This is a genomic window from Cellulophaga lytica DSM 7489 (assembly GCF_000190595.1).
GTDB lineage: Bacteria > Bacteroidota > Bacteroidia > Flavobacteriales > Flavobacteriaceae > Cellulophaga > Cellulophaga lytica.
On sequence record NC_015167.1, the window covers coordinates 2,504,084 to 2,525,768 of the forward strand.

Annotated in this window: 21 protein-coding genes and 1 other RNA gene; 21 read left to right on the top strand and 1 reads right to left on the bottom strand. The window is 28.4% G+C overall.

The features are described 5' to 3' along the window. Positions 1–7 precede the first annotated feature (7 nt). From CELLY_RS11245 to CELLY_RS11345, 21 genes are all read left to right on the top strand, one after another. A complete protein-coding gene (locus CELLY_RS11245; RefSeq protein ID WP_013621056.1) occupies positions 8–739 on the top strand; it encodes a hypothetical protein in 732 nt (243 codons plus the stop codon). A 284-nt stretch (positions 740–1,023) separates the two neighbouring features. Beyond that, entirely contained in the window at positions 1,024–4,350 is a 3,327-nt protein-coding gene (locus CELLY_RS11250) for an AAA domain-containing protein (RefSeq protein ID WP_013621804.1), read from the top strand. After that, positions 4,350–5,717 (top strand): phospholipase D-like domain-containing protein, encoded by a 1,368-nt coding sequence (locus CELLY_RS11255; RefSeq protein ID WP_013621805.1) that lies wholly within the window; start codon positions 4,350–4,352, stop codon positions 5,715–5,717. The genes CELLY_RS11250 and CELLY_RS11255 overlap by 1 nt, the downstream gene beginning before the upstream one ends. Before the next feature lie 126 nt (positions 5,718–5,843). Next, positions 5,844–6,440 (top strand): RDD family protein, encoded by a 597-nt coding sequence (locus tag CELLY_RS11260; RefSeq protein WP_013621806.1) that lies wholly within the window; start codon positions 5,844–5,846, stop codon positions 6,438–6,440. 165 nt (positions 6,441–6,605) lie between these two features. Continuing rightward, positions 6,606–7,169 (top strand): hypothetical protein, encoded by a 564-nt coding sequence (locus tag CELLY_RS11265; protein WP_013621807.1) that lies wholly within the window; start codon positions 6,606–6,608, stop codon positions 7,167–7,169. A gap of 147 nt (positions 7,170–7,316) precedes the next feature. Then, positions 7,317–7,943: an HD domain-containing protein gene (locus CELLY_RS11270; protein ID WP_013621808.1), complete on the top strand. Its 627-nt coding sequence runs from the start codon at positions 7,317–7,319 to the stop codon at positions 7,941–7,943. A 149-nt stretch (positions 7,944–8,092) separates the two neighbouring features. After that, entirely contained in the window at positions 8,093–8,962 is an 870-nt protein-coding gene (locus CELLY_RS11275) for a LytTR family DNA-binding domain-containing protein (protein ID WP_013621809.1), read from the top strand. Positions 8,963–9,065: 103 nt separating this feature from the next. Further along, positions 9,066–10,280 (top strand): hypothetical protein, encoded by a 1,215-nt coding sequence (locus CELLY_RS11280; protein WP_013621810.1) that lies wholly within the window; start codon positions 9,066–9,068, stop codon positions 10,278–10,280. Between the two features lie 85 nt (positions 10,281–10,365). After that, a complete protein-coding gene (locus CELLY_RS11285) occupies positions 10,366–10,698 on the top strand; it encodes a CCC motif membrane protein (protein WP_013621811.1) in 333 nt (110 codons plus the stop codon). Between the two features lie 386 nt (positions 10,699–11,084). Then, the gene (locus CELLY_RS11290) at positions 11,085–11,321 is read left to right on the top strand and encodes a hypothetical protein (RefSeq protein ID WP_013621812.1); all 237 of its coding nucleotides are present in this window, start codon (positions 11,085–11,087) and stop codon (positions 11,319–11,321) included. Between the two features lie 56 nt (positions 11,322–11,377). Next, the gene (locus tag CELLY_RS11295) at positions 11,378–13,108 is read left to right on the top strand and encodes an FAD/NAD(P)-binding protein (RefSeq protein ID WP_013621813.1); all 1,731 of its coding nucleotides are present in this window, start codon (positions 11,378–11,380) and stop codon (positions 13,106–13,108) included. Between the two features lie 48 nt (positions 13,109–13,156). After that, positions 13,157–13,771: a hypothetical protein gene (locus CELLY_RS11300; protein ID WP_013621814.1), complete on the top strand. Its 615-nt coding sequence runs from the start codon at positions 13,157–13,159 to the stop codon at positions 13,769–13,771. 17 nt (positions 13,772–13,788) lie between these two features. Then, the gene (locus CELLY_RS11305) at positions 13,789–14,001 is read left to right on the top strand and encodes a hypothetical protein (RefSeq protein WP_013621815.1); all 213 of its coding nucleotides are present in this window, start codon (positions 13,789–13,791) and stop codon (positions 13,999–14,001) included. A gap of 20 nt (positions 14,002–14,021) precedes the next feature. Further along, positions 14,022–14,846: a hypothetical protein gene (locus tag CELLY_RS16745; RefSeq protein ID WP_013621816.1), complete on the top strand. Its 825-nt coding sequence runs from the start codon at positions 14,022–14,024 to the stop codon at positions 14,844–14,846. Positions 14,847–14,863: 17 nt separating this feature from the next. Further along, positions 14,864–15,718: a hypothetical protein gene (locus CELLY_RS16750; protein WP_148228904.1), complete on the top strand. Its 855-nt coding sequence runs from the start codon at positions 14,864–14,866 to the stop codon at positions 15,716–15,718. A 20-nt stretch (positions 15,719–15,738) separates the two neighbouring features. Beyond that, entirely contained in the window at positions 15,739–16,431 is a 693-nt protein-coding gene (locus tag CELLY_RS11320; protein WP_013621818.1) for a hypothetical protein, read from the top strand. A 132-nt stretch (positions 16,432–16,563) separates the two neighbouring features. Next, a complete protein-coding gene (locus CELLY_RS11325) occupies positions 16,564–18,483 on the top strand; it encodes a hypothetical protein (protein ID WP_013621819.1) in 1,920 nt (639 codons plus the stop codon). A gap of 40 nt (positions 18,484–18,523) precedes the next feature. Continuing rightward, entirely contained in the window at positions 18,524–18,898 is a 375-nt protein-coding gene (locus tag CELLY_RS11330; RefSeq protein ID WP_013621820.1) for a hypothetical protein, read from the top strand. Positions 18,899–18,995: 97 nt separating this feature from the next. Then, on the top strand, positions 18,996–19,604 hold the full coding sequence (locus CELLY_RS11335) for a hypothetical protein (protein ID WP_013621821.1): 609 nt from the start codon (positions 18,996–18,998) through the stop codon (positions 19,602–19,604). 32 nt (positions 19,605–19,636) lie between these two features. Next, positions 19,637–20,134 carry a hypothetical protein gene (locus CELLY_RS11340; RefSeq protein WP_013621822.1) on the top strand — a complete coding sequence of 166 codons (498 nt, stop codon included), beginning with the start codon at positions 19,637–19,639 and terminating at the stop codon, positions 20,132–20,134. Positions 20,135–20,152: 18 nt separating this feature from the next. Further along, positions 20,153–21,088: a toxin-antitoxin system YwqK family antitoxin gene (locus CELLY_RS11345; protein ID WP_013621823.1), complete on the top strand. Its 936-nt coding sequence runs from the start codon at positions 20,153–20,155 to the stop codon at positions 21,086–21,088. A gap of 153 nt (positions 21,089–21,241) precedes the next feature. On the opposite strand, the gene ssrA is transcribed toward CELLY_RS11345, so the two are convergent. Continuing rightward, positions 21,242–21,637, bottom strand: a transfer-messenger RNA (tmRNA) gene (gene ssrA, locus CELLY_RS16920). Positions 21,638–21,685: the final 48 nt, after the last annotated feature.

Consider the following 21,685-nt stretch of genomic DNA (forward strand, 5'->3'; position numbering starts at 1 on the left):
AACAAAAATGAAAAATAAATTTATTCTAATATTGATTACATCAGTTACTTTTTTAAGTATGACATATAAGAATTTAGAACCTGTGAAGTGCTTAGTTGGAGGCAATAATAGTTTATTTGATGTACACCTCAAAATAAATGGAGTAAGTATTAAAAATGGATATGTGGGTAATCTTAAAATTATGAATGAAAATCACCCCTTAAAAGAAGGGTTAGACAATATGCCTTCTTTTATGAAAGATGAGCTTGCTTTTATCCTAAAAGAAGGTGAAAACAATATTGAATTAGAATTTAAAAGAAATGGAGGTAGCTATGAAAGCAATGGACAATTTACTTTTTCATTGACCCGTTCAAGTTTAAACATTCCTCTTTATTATTTTTCAAGTCGAAAAGATTCTGGAAAAGTAACTTCAAAGTTTTATATACAGGATAAGAAGCTAAAAGAAAATTATACCAGTCTAGGTAATACAGATGCTTCATTTATTGCTTCTGAAAAAATTAATTACTTCCAAGCTTTTTTAAATGATGAAAGTTTAATGTCTTTTGGGGGTACAAGTGGAATTACTGATTTAGATTTAATTGAAGATAATAACAAGTTAGAAATCAAATATAAAAGTGCATACGAAGGTGAATTCTCATATTATATTAAAACTCCTAACTTTACTAAAAAAGTAATAAAAAACATATCTAAAGACCAACTTAATAAAACAATAGTTGATGTCTACGAGTTTAAAAAGTGAAATTAAAAATAACGTTTTACAACGCTGTGTATAAAACATAGCTAGTAAGTGCTAATTCGATTGGTTTGGAATTATTTACTAAGACCGCCAAATAGAATATTATGCGATAGCGAAATGGTCTATTTTGGCTTTTAAAAGAGAAAATTTAAAACAAAATATTTATATTTAGCTAAGTGACAAACTGAAACGATAGTGCTTATCACCTGCCTTACGTTTCTTATACATAAACGTTGTGAACCATCAAAGAATAACCGTACTCAAATTGAAAAACTGAATATTATTGAATGATTTTAGACAAATACCAACTATGCGGAGAAATCCAAAACAGAGGTTATTCATCAACCGCTAAAGTGACAGATGAAAGTGGAGAAATTTATTTTGCCAAATGGATAAAAGGAATTGAGAAAAATTCACAGCCGAGTAAAATTCTCTATAGCAAATTAAGACACTTAAAAAAAGCATTTCACGCTTCCCTACCGAAAATTATTGAATACGAATGGGACGAAAATCAAAGCGCGTATTGCATAATATTTGAAAATAAAAACGCAAGTTCTTTAGAAGAAAATATTTTTGAAATTAAACCAACGCATTTTTTAAAAGGGATTGAACAAATTGCAAATTGCTTACAGCAATTGCAACAAAAACATAAACTTACTCACGGAGATATAACACCTGCAAATATACTTGTAGATGAAAACTTTGATTTTTACTTAATTGATTTCGGAATTTCAGATATTTCTGCAACCTTAAGCCAATCACAAGAATTAGAAATTTTCGCAAAAGAATTTGCGTCACCTGAAAAATGGGATAGAAAAATCCCAAAGGGATTTCCTTATCAATCAGACATTTATTCTATAGGAAAAGTTATTGAATGGTATTTTACACAAAATGAAATTAACGAATTTGGAAGTATCAAAGAGTTAATAGATAAATGTTGTGAAACACAACCTAATGAAAGACTGAACTACAATCAATTTAATGAAGATCTCTTAAAAATTTATCAAAGTATTTCATTCAATTCTGATTACTATATCTATACTTCAGGAGAAAACAATGAAGAACTAATTAATGAATTAAATGATAAAAACATTAAAATTGAAGTTTGGAGTAGTTCTAAAAATGAAAACATAATTCTACTTGATATAATTACTAATTCTTTCATTGTACATTGTTTATGGATAATAGATGAAAATGAATTGACAATTCGTAATTTTTGTAGTAAAATAGAAGATGAAAAGAAGCATTCAAGAATTTCAAAATATGGAAAGAAGTTTAATGTTCCATTATCTTTTACTTCTCAATACCGCCAAATTGATTATCATAACTTAACACCTTTTTTTAAAAAAATACAAAAAGAAAAACAACACGAAAGCGAATATAGAAAAGGAAAAAGAGAGATTACTAAAGAATTGAAATTCTTTAAAGATTTACTAACCAAAGAAATGCAAGTTTTAGAAAAAAACTCATTAAGGTTACGTTTTGTAAGTTTTGAGAAAAAAGGAAATTATGAAATTTTATTTAAAATTCAAGACAATAAAAAATTCAGCAAGAATGGTTTAATTTTTTCTCATATTGACAAAGCAACACCACCAAGTCCAGAAGATTTTGAATTTATCGTAAGTGAAACTGCCGATAAAAAACAAATGAAAGACCCAATGAAATTTTCGGGAGTTGCTTATGATTTCAATACAAAAACAAGAGTTCTAAAATTTAAGGATTGTGAACGATTAGATTTTGAAAAAATCCCCAAAAATGGTTACATATTTGAAAATATCAGTAAACAAGAAGAGGAAAAGAAAAGACAATTAGAAGCAATACGAAAAGTAGAGTATAATGAAGTTCAAAATAGAGATTTAATACATTACGTTTTTAATCCTACTGATTTGCAAGGCAAATATCTTGATTTTCAGGAACTAACAAATGTTTATCAAACAGACGAAAAAGGTAATGACTTTGTATATAGTTTTAATCAACAAAAAGCAATACTAAATGCAATTCATAGAGAACCTTTAACAATTATTCAAGGTCCACCAGGAACAGGAAAAACAACTGTAATAACAGAAACAGTATTTCAAATATTAAATAAAAATCCTGATGCTAAAATTTTAATCACTTCTCAAACAAATGATGCAGTTGATAATGTTTTAGATAATCTATTGGAAAAAGAAATTCCAATTGTTCGGTTAAGTGGCATTAGAAAACCAAAAGCAAGTTTGCAAAAACATACTTTAGACAGAAAAATTGAAGGTTGGAAAGAAGAAGTAAGAAAAAAAGCTAAAGCCAATTGGAAACTATATAAAGAACAATTTAAAAGGGCATTAGAAAAAGAGAATATTATTCTATTACCAATTTTTGAAATTCTTTCTTCCAATAAACAATGGAAAGTAAAAAAGCAACAAATAGAAAAAATGTTAGAACGTTTCAATATGTTTAAAGGTTTAGAAAAATCTTTAACTTCTGAAACAGCCTTTATAACATCAATCAATAGTTTTGTAAAAGTAAATTTTGAAGAATATTTTTTAAAACAACAAATATTTAAAGATTGGTTAGCAACAATTAGTTCGTTAGATGAGAATAGCAATATAAATCAAAAATTAATAGATAGCATTAGAGTAATTGGAGCAACAACTAATCATATTGCATCAAAAAAATATCAAAAATATAATTTTGAATTTGACTATGTAATAATGGACGAAAGTGGAAAAGCAACCACAGCAGAAGCATTAATACCAACAGTTTTAGCCGAAAAATTAATTCTTGTTGGCGACCATAGGCAATTAAGACCAATGCTAACTGCAAATCGTGAAGTTGAAAAATGGTTAAGAGAAAAGTTTAAAACTGACACGGATGAATTTGATAGTTGGGATGATTATTTTAATAGACCAAGTTTATTTGAGCAAGTAATAACAAAAATTGATGATGACTTTAAAAGTCAGTTAGAAGAATGTAGAAGAAGTTCAAAAGACCAAGTTTTACTAACTTCAAAATGCTTTTACGAACCTTTTGGAGATGAACCTATAAAACCAGTTGAAAGACCGCAAGAAAAAGAACATAATCTTGATTTAAAAATTGATAGTTCAATTATCTTCCTTGACATTGGTAATTCATATAAAAGTGAAATTGATAGAAATGGTTCGTCAAGAAATAAATTAAGTGCTGAATTAATTCCAGAACTTCTAAATAAATTAGAGAGGTTTGATAAAGTAAAGAATTACACAATTGGTGTTATTACGGGGTATTCTGCACAAGTAAGAGAAATAAGAAAAGTTGTAAGAAATAAAGTTGATTATCGTAAACTAAAAAATGTAAAATCTAACAATGTAGTTATATCTGTTGTAGATAAATTTCAAGGTTTAGAAAAGGATATTATAATTTTTGATTTAGTAAGAAGTCAGCAACAAACATTAGGATTTTTATCTAATGCAAATCGTATAAATGTCGCTTTATCAAGACAAAAAAAACTATTAATTATTGTTGGTAATTTAGATAGTATATTGAGTGCTAAACCACCAAAAGATTTGGAAAACACAAATCAAAAACCAGCATTGCAAAAATATTTAAGTGAATTGAAGAAAGATTGGATTGTTAAAAACGTAGAACAAATATTTTAATGGACATACAAGAAATACATAAAAAGTTAGACAAACAATGTCCAAGCGATTATAAGATAAATGAAATTATCCAATTTGCATATCCTTACAGACGAGTTCGTATAAATGCGACTGTAAATAAATCGCCTGAAAAATCAATACAACAAGTGTATTCTGTTTTTTTAAGAACAATAAAAGCAGGTTATAACAAAGAAGAACAATTAATCAAATTTTTAGGTCTTAACAAAGAAGACTTTATATTAAGGGAATTATACTTTTTGCGTGAAAGAGGCTTCGTAAATTTTGCTTCAGGTATTTGGTTAGTAACCAAACAAGGAGAAGAATTTGTAAAAGATAATAGCATTTTAAAAATTCTTGAAGAAGAAGAATTTGAATTTTTAATTGATGCAATATCAAATGAAGCCATTCAAAAGAATTTTAGATTATTTAGCGATAAAAGTATTGAAAACAAATTAAATTCAGAGATAGATTATTCAATCAAAAATCCTGAATTGCTTAAAAATAAAAACGAACAACTTTCTGATATTTATAAAAGAGAGAATAATGGAAAAGCATATTTAGTTGATTACGACAAGTCAAACATTAAGTTTGATAAAAAGGAAAATCACGATTATTATTTAATCGAATATATTCCAATAAAGGAAAAAGAAAGTGAATTAGAACCATATATTGAAGTTAGAAATACAGATAAAGATATTTCAAAAGAAAAACGCCTTTCAAAATCTCTATCTGAAAAATATCCAAGTATATTATATCAGTTTACAACTTCCGATAGAACAAGTTTTGCAAAAATTCAAGAAGATAATAATAGTGAACTTTTAGAAGAGTTTAAAGTAACCGAAACTGAGAAAAAGATAACCGAAACGCAAGCACTTTCGGTTTGGGAAACGCAAGAAAAATTTGCAGAAGCATTAAAGACAGTTAAATCTAAAATATTAATAGAAAGTCCTTGGGTAAAACGTGCTACTTTAAAATATATAATTAGCATTGAGAAAGCATTACAAAGAAATGTAAATGTTATCATATTATATGGAATTGAAAGTAATGATGAACATCATTACGGAACAATTGAAAAACTTCGAAAGTTAAAAAGCAAATACCAAAATAATTTTCATTTAATCCATTTACCTACTCATTTTGAAGAACAAGAGAACTATAAAATGACAGGAACACATAGAAAATTGATAATAAAAGACAATGACTATTATATACAAGGAAGTTTTAATTTTCTATCATTTAACAAAGAAAAAGGACAGAAAATAGCGAATGAGGAAAGTATTTTAATTCCTCAAAATGTGGAAATGAAATGGAAGAACGTTCTGAAAGAATACGGAATAAATAAGGGTGGTAACAAAGGACTGAGGTGAAAACCATTAACTTTTCACTAAAACACTTCTGTAATTGCACTAAAAAAATAATTTTATATTGTAGGAAAATGTAATTATTGCGGTTACTAACTAGTTGTGCATTAATATAAACCTACCATCAAACTAATGGAAAACGAATTTGCTAAAGTAATGTCCGAGAGGACAGATGAAGAATTAATAAAGATTGTAACAGTTGAAAGAGAAAGATACAATACGACTGCAATCGAAGCAGCAGATGCGGAAGTTGAAAAACGGAATATAGACACATCTGAATTCGTAAAAATCCGAGAAAAAGCAACAGCCGAAAAAGAACAAAAACAAAAAGTTGACTCAAATGTTGTTGGTTCTGGAATTCGATTTGTGAATTTACTGATTGACTTTATTGTATGGTTGGTTTTAGCATTTATTATCAGTTTTGTAATCGGACTTTTTGTCCAACCGACTGACCAAGGAATGATTTCACTAATTGGTTATATTTTAATTTTTGGAACTTTTATAGCTTACTATGCGATAATGGAAATTAAATTTCAAAAAACAATTGGAAAGTTTGTAACCAAAACAAAAGTTGTGAAAATGAACAGAGAAAAACCGACAGACGGAGATATAATGACTCGGACTTTTTGCCGACTAATTCCATTTGACCGACTTTCGTTTCTATTTGTTAATAACGGAATTCACGATTTTTTATCGAAAACAAAAGTTGTAAAAGACAATGTGGAATAAAATACTAATGCCAACATTGTATAACCTCAATTACGTCGTCCTGACAGTTCGGGAGACTAGGTCCTAATCTACTCGGAATTGCTAACGTCAGTTCTTTACCGAAAATTATTAACTTTAATCCCGTAACTGACGGTTATACAAGACCGTTGCGCATAATTTGAGAAAATGGGATTAGACATTAATTTAATGGTAAATAATGATAGTGAAGTAATCACGTCAGAATACTTTGAAAATAGCAATCTCTATTCTCTGAGTAGAGAATTTTGTAATTTAATGTGCAGACCAGGAGTAGTTGAACACACATCTGAATTTGACCAAATTGGAGAAATAACGAATATCAATATATCTCATTTGTACAAAATGACCGAATACCCAAGCGAAGAGGAAGAAGTCAATATGATTGAGTTTGCGGAAAATGAAGAAGAAAAGGAATGTTTAAAGTCTGATTTCGAAAAGAGAAAAGAAGATTTAAATGGAAATATAAACCAAGTAAAAGTTCTTGTAGAAAACTTAATCAATAAACTGGAAAATATTGATAATCTGTACGAAAAATTAATAAAAACGGATTTTGACTCAATGAACTCTGAATACTATTTTTCGGACTTCAATAAAGACAAAGGAGAAGGTTATGTTGGAAATAATTTTGGACAAGACTTACGAAATTTCAAAAGATTTATTGACTATGCGATTGACCGAAATTCAGAAACAATTTGGTTTGAATATGTATAACCGCAATTACGGCGTCCCTAAAGTTCGGGAGGCTAGGTCCTAATCTACTCGGAATTGCTAAAGTCTGTGATAAGCCGAAAACATTAACTTTAATCCCGTAACTGACGGTTATACGAGACCGATATAAACAAAACCTTAAAAACCGAGATGATAAAACAAAAATTCCTAAATTTAATTAGAAAATATTCTTCTAATGAAGATTATAATTTGGAATGTTGGATTGAAATTGAGGACAATTATTTGTCTAAATCTCGTCATTATCATAATCTTGAGCATTTAGATAATATGATTTCGGAATTAAGTAAAATTCAATCAGAAGTTAACGATTTAGACTGCTTATTATTTGCCATCTACTATCATGACATTATTTACAAACCAACTAAAAGCGATAATGAACATCAAAGTGCTTTAAGGTTTGAAAATAGAATTGCTAAAACTTCATTTAACAAATTGAGTAAATGTATAGCGCAAATTGAGGCAACAAAAGAACATAAATTATCAGATGACAATGATACAAACATACTTTTAGATTTAGATCTTTCAGTATTAGGTAAAAGTACTGAAGAGTATAAAAAATATAGTGAGAACATCAGAAAAGAATATAGAATCTACCCAGATTTTATGTATAAGAAAGGAAGAAAAAAAGTACTTAAAAGCATTTTGGAATTGGATTCTATTTATAAAACAGATTATTTCAAACAACTTTATGAAAAACAAGCAAAAAAGAACTTAACGCTTGAATTAAATCAATTTTTAAAAGCAAAACCTAAATAGCTAAAGTAAAAGACTTTAAATTAAGTGAAGAAGCAATATTGGTGCTTTAAAAAAATAAAAAAAATGACATCTACAATTTTGACCTTTCAAATAAAAAACTAGAATAATTATTACTACTATAAGCGTAAAACATACTTAAATTGTAGTATTTGGCACAAAAAAACAATGATATAAAAGCAATGATTACACTAAATAAAACAATAGCATATTCTAAAAATTGGAAACATACTTTTATGATTGCGTTATTGCTAGGAACATTTGTTTCAATTTTATTGATAGCCTTAGAACCCTTTGATAGTAATAACGAGTTTTCATACAAATATTTAATTCTTTCTGGTTATGCATTTTGCCTAATAATACCTATACTGCTTGTTCATCCTATTGAAAATTACTTTTATAAAATTCAAACAAAACGATGGTTTGTATTAAATGAGTGTTTGTATATTATTGCAACTGCCTTTATTGTATTTCTTTTCGCTTTTTTTTATCACTTTTATGTAGTTAGTGGTTTATCTTCATTTACGTCTAAATTAATATGGGGTTTTATAAAATCGTTTGGAATACCATTTACACCTATTGTGGTTCCTTTTTGGCTTTATTTGCGCTCTAAATTTGGCTCTATAGAGGTTCCTTTGTATAATAAAGAAAATACTAAAAGAAATAAAACCATAACTATTGTTGGCAATAATAAGTCTGAAACCTTAACCATTTTTGAATCGGATTTTATTTTTGCAAAAGCGCAACAAAATTATGTAGATGTATACTACAATACAGAAAACGGAATGCAGCAAAAAACTTTTAGGAGCACACTCTCTAATATAATGAAACAGCTTCCTAAAGCCTGGCAAGTGCACCGTTCTTACTTGGTTAATTTAGATTATCTAAAAACTGTAGAAGGCAATGCAAGAAAACGTTTTATAAGAATATCTGCAACCGAGGAAACAATACCAATTTCTCAAATTTACTATGAAGCCTTAAAAAAAAGGCTTTCAAATTCGTCCCAACAGCTTCAAAATTAGCCCAGGCCATTCAAATTTAACCCAAAAACTTCAAGTTAATCACACTCTTTTTTTTCTATTGTTTTTATGTTTTCTCTTTGTTGAGAACTTAAAAAACAAACAAATGAAAACTCGTATACTTTTTATCCTAGCCATTTCAATACTATCTTTAACAAGTTGCTCTTCTGGTAAATATGTAAACTATTTAAAAAATAATACAGAGGTAGTTAAAATGAAAGATTCACTTCAGTTTAATTCACTAGATGAAGATTTTTACAAAAACAAACTCTTTTTAGTTGGTGAAGTACACGAGGTTGAAACATCTCCAAGAATTGATTTTGCATTATTTAGTCAACTTAATGAAAAAATAAAAATTGATGTTTACTTGGCGGAAATGGACATTGCCCAAGGATATTATTTACAAGAATATATAAAAGGTTCTAATGAATTAGAGCTTAAAAACATACTTAAAAAATGGCCAGTTTACATAGGAAGCATTTCTAAGCAATACAGAAATAAATGGAAAAATATGAGAACATATTATGCTCAACTCCCAGAGACCTCTAAATTTAAACTAGTAGGAATTGATAGAATTGTGGACTTTGAACTAACTCAAAAACTATTAAAAGAAAAGCTACCTAAAAAATATCATAGAGAGATTCCTAACACTAAAGATTCTTTAATTTTTTGGTCTAAAAATAAGCTCAATGCTATTCTAGAAAAAGAGAAAACACAACTAGATAAAAACACATTTAATTTACTAGAAAATATAGAATACAACATTTCTAATTATGGTAAAACAAGAAGCAGGGATAAGTTTATGTATCAAAACTTTAAAAGATTATATGCACAAAATGAATGGGGAAATAAGAATATTTATGCCGGATTTGGTTTTTCTCATACACTACAAGCTTATAATTATACTTTTGCGGGACGAATTAAGAAAGACACTACATTACCATACGCAAACAAAATGGTTAGCCTAAATACAATGTATGTAGACTCTAAATTAACTGTAGATAGTAGAGCGTTACCAAAGTTTATGCAAGATAAAGGCAAAGCGTTTACAAAATTTAATTATTCACAAGACAGTAGGCTTTTTATGTATATAAAAGGTATTGCAGACTATAAAAAAGTAACCGTACCAAATACAATAAGTTTGCTTAAACTAGATGCAGAGGGATCACCTTACTTAAACTCTACAAGAGGTACTAAAGTTAAAAACCTTATACCTATTTGGGATGCTTATGATATTATTGATGGTACATCTACTACAGACTATGCGCAATATATATTATTTGTTCGTAATGCAGATTGGATTCAGCCAGATTTAAAATAACCTATATTAAAAATGTATAAAAAAAATAGTATTTTTAGCTTGGTACTATACCATTTAAATTAAGTATTTAATTAGAGCATTAATTATGGAAAAAAAGAAATTACCCAACAGTAAATTAATTTATCTTTTAGCAATGTTAAGTTGTTTTCTATTTTGTTTTGGTGGTTTTTCAATCCTATTTGCTTTAATTTCATATTTTCTTGCTAAAAAATCTGAGCGTATTTACAGAGAAAACCAAGACGAATACCATAATATTAAGAGTGTAAAAAAAGGGAAAGTAATTGCTATTATAGGTATAGTTTTAAATTTAATTATTTTGGGTATTACTATCTGGACCTTAGCAACCATTGGTTGGGACAGTTGGTCTGATGAGTTTGTAAGAAGATGGAACGCTGGTGTGGAAAGTAATAGTTATTAATATACAATAATTTATTCTGCCTTTAAATTAAATAAATGTATTTAAAGATTAACGATAAGCAAGTATAAAAAGAAGACTTAATTAAGTTAATATCTAAAAATAAATTACAAGCAGTTAGCTACATTGTCCAACAGGTAAACATTGGTCTTAAAGACGCTTATAATATCGTTGAAAACTTAGAAGATAATCCAACTTATTATGATAATAAAGTATTAGATATTGCAGAAAGAGACTCCCGAAGCGAAGAAACTATTGTAATTGAAGAAAAACAAATTCTAAATAAAGATCTAATTGAGTTTACTGGCCAAAATAAATTAGAAATTATTGAACAAATAAGGGAAGCTTTAAATGTTGACTTAAAAACAGCCAAGAAAATAACAGAGCAATTGGGAGAGAATATCGATGATGAAGGTAGGTTTGTAGTAGATATAACTAAAGAAACGGTTATAGATAAAGAGTTTTCTTTGGTAAATGTTAAAAATAGGGATGATAAAAATGATAATGAGCCAAAAAGAAAAGTTGCTTCACACATTATAAAAACTAATGATAACACAAAAAAATGGGTTTATTTAATAGTCTTAGTTACTATTGCTATAATTTTTTATTTTTTAATGACTAATTAACTTATTTTATTTTTAGAAAATAAGATACTAATGAATTTATAAATAAACAGTTAAAGGTGGTTAAAAAAAAGTTGGCAATAGTAGGCGTAGGTCCTAGAGGGCTTTATGCGGCAGAAAATTTTATAACACAATTAAGTTTAACAGAAAGCCAAACTACGTTAGAGCTGTTGCTGTTTGAAGTAACAGGCGATTTTGGAAACGGACAAGTATACAGTACAGCGCAAGTAAAATCTAACTGGATAAATATAACAGAGCGTATACTTACATTGCCTAAAAGAGATGAGGTAGTATACAATGGTACTATTATTCCAGGTTTTTCTTCATATCACCACTGGGCCAATTTAAACTTTGATAAAATAGGGAGCTCAGAACCAGATATATATCCTCCAAGGGCAAAAATAGGAGCGTATTTAAAAGAACGGTTTACTTCATTAATTACACCACTTTTACTAAATAAAACAGCTACATTATATAATCAGAATGTAAAAAGTATAGAGGTATTAGCTAATAATAAAGTTAGATTAACAACAGAAAATCAGAATTTTACAGGCTTGGATGAGGTGCTGCTTACTATTGGTCACCAGTCCACAAAATTATCTGAGCAGCTAATTAAATGGAACAGTTATTTTAAAAATAACTCTAATGTTCATCTTTTTTTAGACCCTTATCCTGTTAAAAATTATATAGATGTTACCAATACACAATGTAAAGCACATATTGGTGTTAGGGGGTTTGGTTTAGCAATGTTAGATGTTATGCGTGGTGTATTAGCTAAACAAGGTACTTTTAAAATCACAGATAAACATACCCAAAAGTGTCAGTTTACTGCCAATAAAAATGCAAATACGGTAATAGTGCCTTTTTCATTAGATGGCTTACCACCGGTTCCTAAACCTTTAAACAAGGTTATAGATGATTTATACAAACCATCTAAAGAACAGCTTAGTAATTTAGAAAAAGAAATAGGAGATAAAACAGCTCAAAGTAATGCTAAAGGAGTAGACTTTTTGGTGTCTGCTATAGTGCCAATTGTTGCAAGTATTTATACCTCATTACCACATACTTTAGGAAATAAAAATTATACGTTTAAACAGGTTGAAGAAGCCGCATTTAAATGGATAACGAATCAAAATTACAAGCATAGCCTAATATTGCCTACAGAAACACCAATTGTATCCTTGATAAATAGTTATGTAGATATGGCAACAGCTACAAGTGCAATAAGTTTAGACTTTTGTGTTGGACAGGTTTGGAGACATTGTCAGCCATCAATTTACAAACAGCTCTCATATAATAATTTTAGTAATGAGGTATTTGCTAATATAATTGCTTTGGATGAGCAAATAAAAAGGTATTCTTATGGGCCACCTGTAGAAAGTATTCAGCAAATGTTAGCTTTGGTAGATGCGCAAATTCTAAATCTAGAATATGTAAATAATCCTGAAATTGAGTTGTCTGAAAATGGGTGGATTATAAAATCCAAAAATAAAAATATAGTTGCCAATATAATGATAAATTCAGTTTTAGATGCTCCAGATATTACAGCAGTTAAATCTGACTTAGTTAAAAGTTTGCTTTATAATGAGTCTATAAAAATAGTAAGCGATAATCTTGGGGTACAAACAACTAAAGATGGGTATCTTATAGAAAAAGACACAGAAAACAAATTACCAATAGCCTTACTTGGTAGGTTAGCAAAAGGTACAGTTATTGGCGTAGATGCTATATTAGAATGTTTTGGAGATAGACCTGCAGAATGGGCTAAAGCAGCTGTTAATAGAAAATAAATATGGTAAAAAGTAGTTTTAGATTGTAGTAATAACCAATTCTAACTTATGAACTATAATGATTTTAAAAGTAGTGCTAAAAAATTTTCTAATGAAGTGCTTTTTGATAGCTTATTGCATAGAGACCTTTGTAATGATGAGCGTAGAGCTTATACAGAAGAAATACACAAAAGAGGTCTAGAGTCGCAATTGGCAGAAGCTACAGAAGCTAATAATGCTAGAAAAAATAGTATTATAGACTCTGTAAAAAATTTACCAAAACAAGAGTTATTAAATGTAATTGTTTTTAATATAGATAAGTTTACAGAAGAGCAATTAACCATTTTTAGGAACGAAGCAGTAGCAAGAGGTTTGCAAAACGAGTTAACAGCTGCTTTAAATGAAAAAGCAAAAAGCGATAAAGAGTTTAGAGATACAGTAATAAATAACGCCGATAATATTGGACAAATGATGAATAATTTTACAGAGCATTTGTTTACAATTTCACCAGAGTTAAAAAAGAGTGTAGAAAAAGCAGAAAAGAAGTCTAAAGCCAACAGAATTGTTGGTATAGTTTTGTTAGTAATTGGTATTTTACTACTATCAAAAACTGGATGGAATACCATTTCTTTTGGTATAACCGCTTTGGGTATTTTTTTATTTGTAAGAGGAGTTTTAAAATGATAAAAATATAATATGGAATGGTAGTAATTTTGGGAATCCTTTTTGCTGCATTTTTATATTGGGCTTACTTACCAGATTATAAAATGAACCCTAAAGAATTTTGGAAAACTTTAATTGGTATGCCAATAGGATTGTTTTTGGGTTTTATAGGGTTTGGAGCTTTAAATGAAGTAATTCGTATATGGGCTACAGGAAAAAAATCGATTAATAAAAACGATAAAAAAATATAACTAAAGCAGAATAGCGCCATATGAAACTACCAAATAATATTGCAGAAATATCTTTAGATAAGGAAGTACAAGTAGGTGTGTACCCTCCAAATGGTTTTTTACATTTTTATGAGGCTAGTTTGGGCAACGGAGATTATTTTGGATTGTATTGGGAGTTTGGTAAAGAGGATAAAGAACCTATTGTTTGCGAAATGATCCATGATGAAGGTATTATTAAACCTAGTTTCTCATCGTTAGATAAGTTTTTAGAATGGTATAAATTAAATGATTTTGATTATGGTGATGAAGAAATTGAAGATGAAAAGTTAGTTTACAACTATCTAGAAAAAGGAAACCAATGCCTAAAGCAGAACAATGTAAATAAAGCTATTGAGTTTTATAAAATGAGTACAGAAAGTTTTGGAGAACTAAGCGAAAACTGGTTTAAACTAGCATCACAATATAAAAGAATTGGTAATGAACTAGATTTTCAGAAAAGCATAATAAACTCAGTAATTTCTAATTGGGCTATAGAGTTTCCTTCTCAAAATGTGATAAGATTGCTAAAAAACTGTACGCCAGTAAAAGAGCTAGAGAATCATCCTTTACTTAAAAATAGAAAAAATTTAGATCTTAATTTTGGAGGTCAGAAAGAAAATGAAAATTACGAAGTAATTAAAGATATTTTTACAGAACTCTATGAAATAGGGGATACTAACAAGGCTATGTTACTAGAGCAGAATTACGCATTAATGATGTATTGGGAAACATCTTCTTTTCAAGAAAGAAACAATTTTAATATAAACGATTGGAGAAGCAAGTTTGCTCAAAAAACAAAATCAAGAATAACGCTAAATAAGTTATAAGTAAACAATAATCTTTTATGAAAATGAAAAAAATACTACTTGTATTACTTGCAATAGTTTTAGTTTCTTGTGCAGACAAGAAAACCAAAACAGAAGATATTAAAGTAACAGAAGCTACTTCTAATAAAACGGAAGAGGTTAGTAAAAAAGAAGAGTCATTTAAACCATTAAACAAAGACATTAATTTAGGAAGCTATACAGGTAAAATAAACAACAATTTAGATGTTGCATTTCATATAAATAATGATGAAGGACACATAAGTGGATTTTATTATTACAAAAAAATAGGTGTAGATATAAAAGTAGTTGGTACAGTTGTAGCAGATAGTTTGCTTGGGTACGAGCTAAATTATAAAAATGATACACTAGCAATTATAAAAGGAAAAATTAATGATTCTGGTATAAAAGGAACGTGGGTAAACGCAGAAAATAAAAAAGAATATCCTTTAGCTTTAACAAAAGCAGCTAAAAAAGTAACTCCGTTGCCAGCAGATATACTGGGCGAATATTACAATGACGTGTGCAACCTAACGCTTACGTTTACAAAGTCTAAAGGGGAGTACTACTACACCTATAAATCTAAAGAACGAAACTTAAAAGGCAAACTTAATTTTTATAGAGAAGATGGTTTATATATAAATCTATCAGAGATTGAATATGCTGAAGATTATTTTGATATTGACTTATTTGAAGAAGATCCAGAAAAAGAAAAGGAATATACAAAGCTTAAAAAAATAGGCAAGCGTAAGCTTGGTGTAGAGTGCTACTATAGTCCAGGAGAATTAACAATTCAGAATTACGGTAATGCAATGAATTATTATGTGAAATTAAATGATTGCGGAGAAAAATATATTCATTTTAAAAAGAAGTAGAATAACAACATACACAAATAATGAAACAGTTTTTAATTACATTACTTTTAGTTCTACTATTAAGTTTTTCTTTTGTAAAACAGCAAACTAAAGCAGAAGACATAAGAGAATGGAATAGGTTTGAACTTACAGGTATAGTTAAAACTTTAAAAGAAAAAACATATAAGGCTAATTTTACTAGTAAATCAATTAAAGAAGATGAGCTTAGTATATTAAACACCGTAATTGTTAGTTTTGATAGTATAGGAAGGTATACTAAAAGCATTACTTTAAACCCAGATAATAACAAAACTAGTAGTACAATAACTAAGTATACAAAAGCTAAAAATTATGAGTCTTTTCATTACAGTAAAGACAATGTTTTACGCAACAAAAGCGTAATAAAGTATGTGTCTGATTCATTAATTTTAGAGGAATCTTTTGCACCTAATGGCGAGTTATTATTTTCTATTAGAGTTGAAAAGCAAAATGATAGATTTTCTAAAGTAACTCTTGTAAACGGGGATAAAATAGATTCACATTTTTATTATTATACAGATGATAAATTTATAAATAATATAGTAACCTTGAATAAAAATAAGGATACTATATCTCATATAAAATACAAGTATCTAGCGTTTGATAAAAATGGAAATTGGACCAAAAGATTGTCTAAAAATTACTTTAATAAAAATGATATAGGTAAACTAGAAGTAAGGGAAATAAGCTATTAAAAGTAACTAATAAGATTGTTTTAAATATACAATAAACGCCTACGAATATTAATTGTTGTTTTTTTTGTTGGTTTACTATTGTTAGTATTGGTATACTTCAAAAATATATTTTAAAAAAATCGAATTTATCTAATGATTAAAAAAAGCATTCTTTTATTGTGTTTCATTTTTTGTGTTAGTTGCAAGAGTGCACAACATAAATTCCCTTCTTATAAAAACATAGTTAACACATTTTTTACAGATTATGATTTGCCTAACGGGCAAGATGCAAGTGATATTAGATTTATTAAAAAAAAGGAAGGTTATTACATACAAGAATATAACTATGATTCGGAAGGTTATAAAGAACCAGAACTTTTTTGGGATGCACCTACTAATAAATACCAAGTTTTAAGCTTTCCTAAAGGTAAAGTGTTAAATACCGAGTATGCAAATTATCATTTAACATACTTTTATAAAGAAAGATTTAATGTGTTGCCTTATTATGGTTATGTGGGTTGGACCAAAGATGTTATTGCTTTTTTAGAGCAAAAAAAGGACTTAACAGATTTAGAATACTATGCTTTAGGAAGAGCATACAGTGCCAGTGCAAGTCATTTATTAAATAATAGTTATGAATTTGGAAATCCTAAAAATCAATTTAATTTTTTAGAGTCTGGTAAAAATCAATTTACAAAAGAACAGCTTAAAAAGTATATGTATTATGTAGAGAAATCTATAGAGAGTTTTACTATACTCTGTCAAAAAAATCCAGATTATCCAACAGTTGTAGGTAACATTTGTAATAAATTAGATAACGAGTATGTTACTGCTTATTTAAACCTTAGCATTTACCAAAACCAGGCAGAGGCTTTAGCATTTTTACCAGAGGATTTGTATACAGATTTTGTTATGGATTATGCCAAAAACTATTTAAACTCCTTAGAACCTAATGCAATTTTATTTACTACAGGTGATAATGATACATTTCCGTTTATGTATGCACAAGCAAAGCTAAAACACCGCCAAGATGTTGCTATTGTAAATACAAGTTTGTTAAACCAAAACAGTTATGTAAATCATTTAAGAGATGATATGGTTTTAGCTTCACCACCAATTAAGTTTGCATTAAAACCAGATGCATATGCAAAAGAAAATTTATCTTATATAGTTTTAGGTAGCAATAAAAATGATGATAAGTATTTAGACTTAAAAAGCACACTACAATTAATAAATGAAAAAGATTCATCTGTTGTTTATAAAGCAGCAAAAGAGAATGCTAAATTGTCTACAAATAAAATAGCTATTGCTATTAACCAAGACACCTTAAAACTTACATATAAAACAAATTATATAGTAAAGGGAGAATTACTTGCGTTAGATATTATAGCCTCAAATATAAAAACAAGACCTGTTTACTGTAAATTTAATGAGTTGCCTGTAGTATCTAACTATTTAGAGAAATCTGGTTTTGCATATAAAATAACAGCTAATCCTAAAAACAAAATAGAAAATGATAAGTATGTAGCAGGTATAGATACAGATAAAACCTATGCTGTTTTAGTAGATAATTTTCAATATCACAAAAACACAAAAAATAGCTCAAAAACTGAGCTTTCTGTCTTAATAAGTTATGCATCTTCTTATGAAACTCTTATTAATCATTACAAAAAAGTAGGAGATATTAAAAAATGTAAAGAAGTTTTAGATGCGTTCACAAATTTTTATCCAAAAGACCTTTACGCAGATATTAGTTTTATGATTTCATCTATGGCAAAAAATCCGTATGCCATAAAAGATTTTAAAAATGGAGATCTTATGGTTGAAAATCTTATTGAAAATTTAGAGCGTATAAAAAGAAATAACAAAGAGAGTACAACCTCTGACAAAACAGCAGCTTTAAAAAAATTAATTTTTGGAGATGAGGTTAATGATAAATTAAGTGAAAATGAACTAGAGTTTTATTCGTATATTATTACAGATATATCAAATATAGAAGAGGTAAATACTAATTTAACTTCTCGTTTGCATACGTTAAAAAATTACTTTGTAGAACAGCTTAGTCAGTTTTAAGAGTAAGTTTTTTGCAGTGTAAGTAGTTAGTTTTAGAACTATGCCTATAAAAAAAATACAAATACACAGTTATTCAGGTATACTATTAACTGGGCTTTACGGAGTTTTTTTAAGAGTTTTAAGGGAGTGTTTTGATGTTTCTAGTGAGAACTTTATTTTCATTTTTGTTGTACCTGCAATTATAAGTTTAGTACCTGTTTATTATGCAACTACTGGTATTTACAGATCTAAACTAAAACTTTTCTTCTACCCTTTTTTTTCGACACTATTATTTTTAATAATATACTCTGTAAGTAGTTGGACGGATTTTCCTTTATTTCTACTTTTAGGATTACCATTCTATATAATTATAGGCGTGCTTGGTATACTGGTAGGCGGAGTCGTTAAAGAGCAGAACTCAAAAGGACTTAAATAACCAGATTAAATATACAACACACCCTTACGAATATTAATTGTAACGTTGATAGTTACACAACTGTATGTATTATTGTTTTAATTAAAATAATACATAAATGAAGATTGGCTTGCTCTGTATAATGGTTTTTAGTCTTATTTCTTGTGGTAGTAAAGAAAAACAGGAAATTAAAGAATTAGAAAAGCTAGAAGCTAATTCTAGTGTAAAGTTGACTGATACTTTACGTATTAATAAAGACTTTACAATATCTTATTTAAAAATTGACTCGTTAACCTATTCAAACTTTAAAAAACAAAACAAAGTAGCTTTTACAGAAACTAAAAACGCTAGTTTAAGTTGTGGAAACTCTAGTCCAATGTGGAATTCCGGTATTAGACTAAAAAATGATACACTAGGTATAGAACTAAATTTTAATAAAAGCTGGGTAGAAAATATGCCAGAGCCTAAAGAGCAAGTATTAACCAGAATAACTTTAGATAAAGCAAAAGCAAAGTTTTATAACGGAATTATACTAGGTAAGTCTAACACAATAGAAATAAAAGAAAAGTTTGGTAAGCCAGTAAGTGAGGGTAACTACGTATTACAGTATGTTTTTAAATCAACTAGTATTATGTTTGTTTATAATGAGTTAGGCATTGTAAATTATATGGTAATGTCTAAAGCATACCAAGAGCCTAAACCACAATTTAGTTTAGCATTAAATTAATGAGATAGATCCTATTAAGCAATTTATAAAATATGAAACAGGTACTAATTGTATGCTTATTATTAATTTCTTCCTTTTGTTTTTCTCAAGCAAATAAGTTGCAAAAGAATTTAATTCCGACTAAAGTAGATAGTATTCAGTTTTCAATTTGGCATATACAGACTAAAGAAACTTCAAACCCAGGTACAAAAGTTAAGGAGTATAAAAAAGAATTGGGTTATACTGTATTAGATAAAAAAGACCAACATACCTTTATAAAAAAACTGCAAAGTCCAGAATCGTACAATTCATCTAGAGCGTTGTTGCATCATTATAATTTAGTATTTCTAATATATCATAATGGTAAAATAGTAGGTAAAGTACATATTTCTTCAATTACAGGAAATATAGATGTAGAAAATGTGCAAAATCAAAACAACTATAAAAGTAGTGTTTCTAAACAAATGGGTAAGTATTTAATTGGCTTGCTTAAAAAGTATAAGCTACTAAAATTAGTAGATGAGGTAAACTTAAAAGGACTATCAACTTAATTTAAAAAAAGAATTACGATGAATACTATAAAAAAAAGAGGTTTAAATAATGCCATAATAGTATTGGTGTGCTTTTTCCTTTTTCAGAATACCTATAGTCAATCAAAAATTTATTTTGATAAAGATTGGAAAACAACAACCAAAGATAAAGCACAGTTTTACAGAGTTGTTACCAAAAAGAACGATTCTCTTTTTCATATAAAAGACTTTTATATAAATGGAGTGCTACAAATGAATGGTCATTTTTCTAATCTAGAAAAAGAAGTTATAGAAGGTAAAGTAACCTTTTATGATGAAAAAGGAAGAAAAACAAATAGCGCAAATTATGTAAATGGTGTTCTAAACGGACCAAGTATTGTTTACTTAAAAAACGGTAAAATAGAGTATACAACTGAATACAAAAATGGCAAAATATACAATGGCATTTATAAAGCAGCAACAGTTAAATATTTATATAAAAATGGTGTAACTGCTAAAAGAATTGAGTTTTTATCTCCAAATGATTATTACCCTTTGGCAACTACAGTATATGGTAAAGAAAAAGATAGTGTGTATTGGTACACTAGTAAAGGCAAAAAAATAGGATTTGGTATTTATAAAGGCATTGACCCCATAAATGGATTAGATATTAAAAAGAGTTGGTTAAAAGTTACACATACGTATTATAATAACAGAAAAAAAGACGGGGTACAAAGCATATTTTATGAAGGTAAATTAATTGCAGAAAATACGTTTGCTAATGATGTACTGCTGTTAAATATGAGTTTAAATCCGCTTACAGGCAAATTTGTAACGTGTAAATACAAAAATAATAAACCCTACCAAGGACATTATTTTGTGTACCATATTACACAAGATTATTATGATGAATATGTTTATGATACCGGAAAAATTGTCTCATACAAAAAATATAAAAGTATAAACGGGGTAATAAATACAGACTCACCTAATTAAATTATAGTGTTGTAAAACAACACTTTATGGTTTTTTTATAAGTAACAAATATTTAAGTATATGTAGCAGTAACATTAAATAAAGCTAATTTTAGACATAAAAAAACCTGCTCAAATAAATGGGCAGGTTTTTTAGGTTACAACCTAATTGTTGTTGTGGAGCCGGAGGGATTCGAACCCTCGTCCAAACAAGTAACCAAAGAGCTTTCTACACGCTTAGTCTTTTCTTGTTTTTTCGATTATAAGCTGGTTAAAGACAACCTACTTATAACTTATCTTCTTTAGTTTCAAAAAGGCAACAAAGCACTGCCTAATCTATATTGACATTTACGATGCCTCAAAATAGAACGCCGTCAATCAAGGCTTTCTGGAGACATAAAGCTTGTACACCTTGTGTACCTAGGCTAATCTTACTATAATTCAGATTATGCAGCTAAAGCGTAGTTATTCTCGCCGTTTAAAAAGTTGGTCTAGCCTTTAACGTGTTTCAATGCCATTACACGACGTGCTTACTGTTCAATTAATCTCGCTGTCAAAACCAGTCGGCCCCAATATTACAGTAATTATTATGGCGTTTTAACGGGCTATTCGCTATATT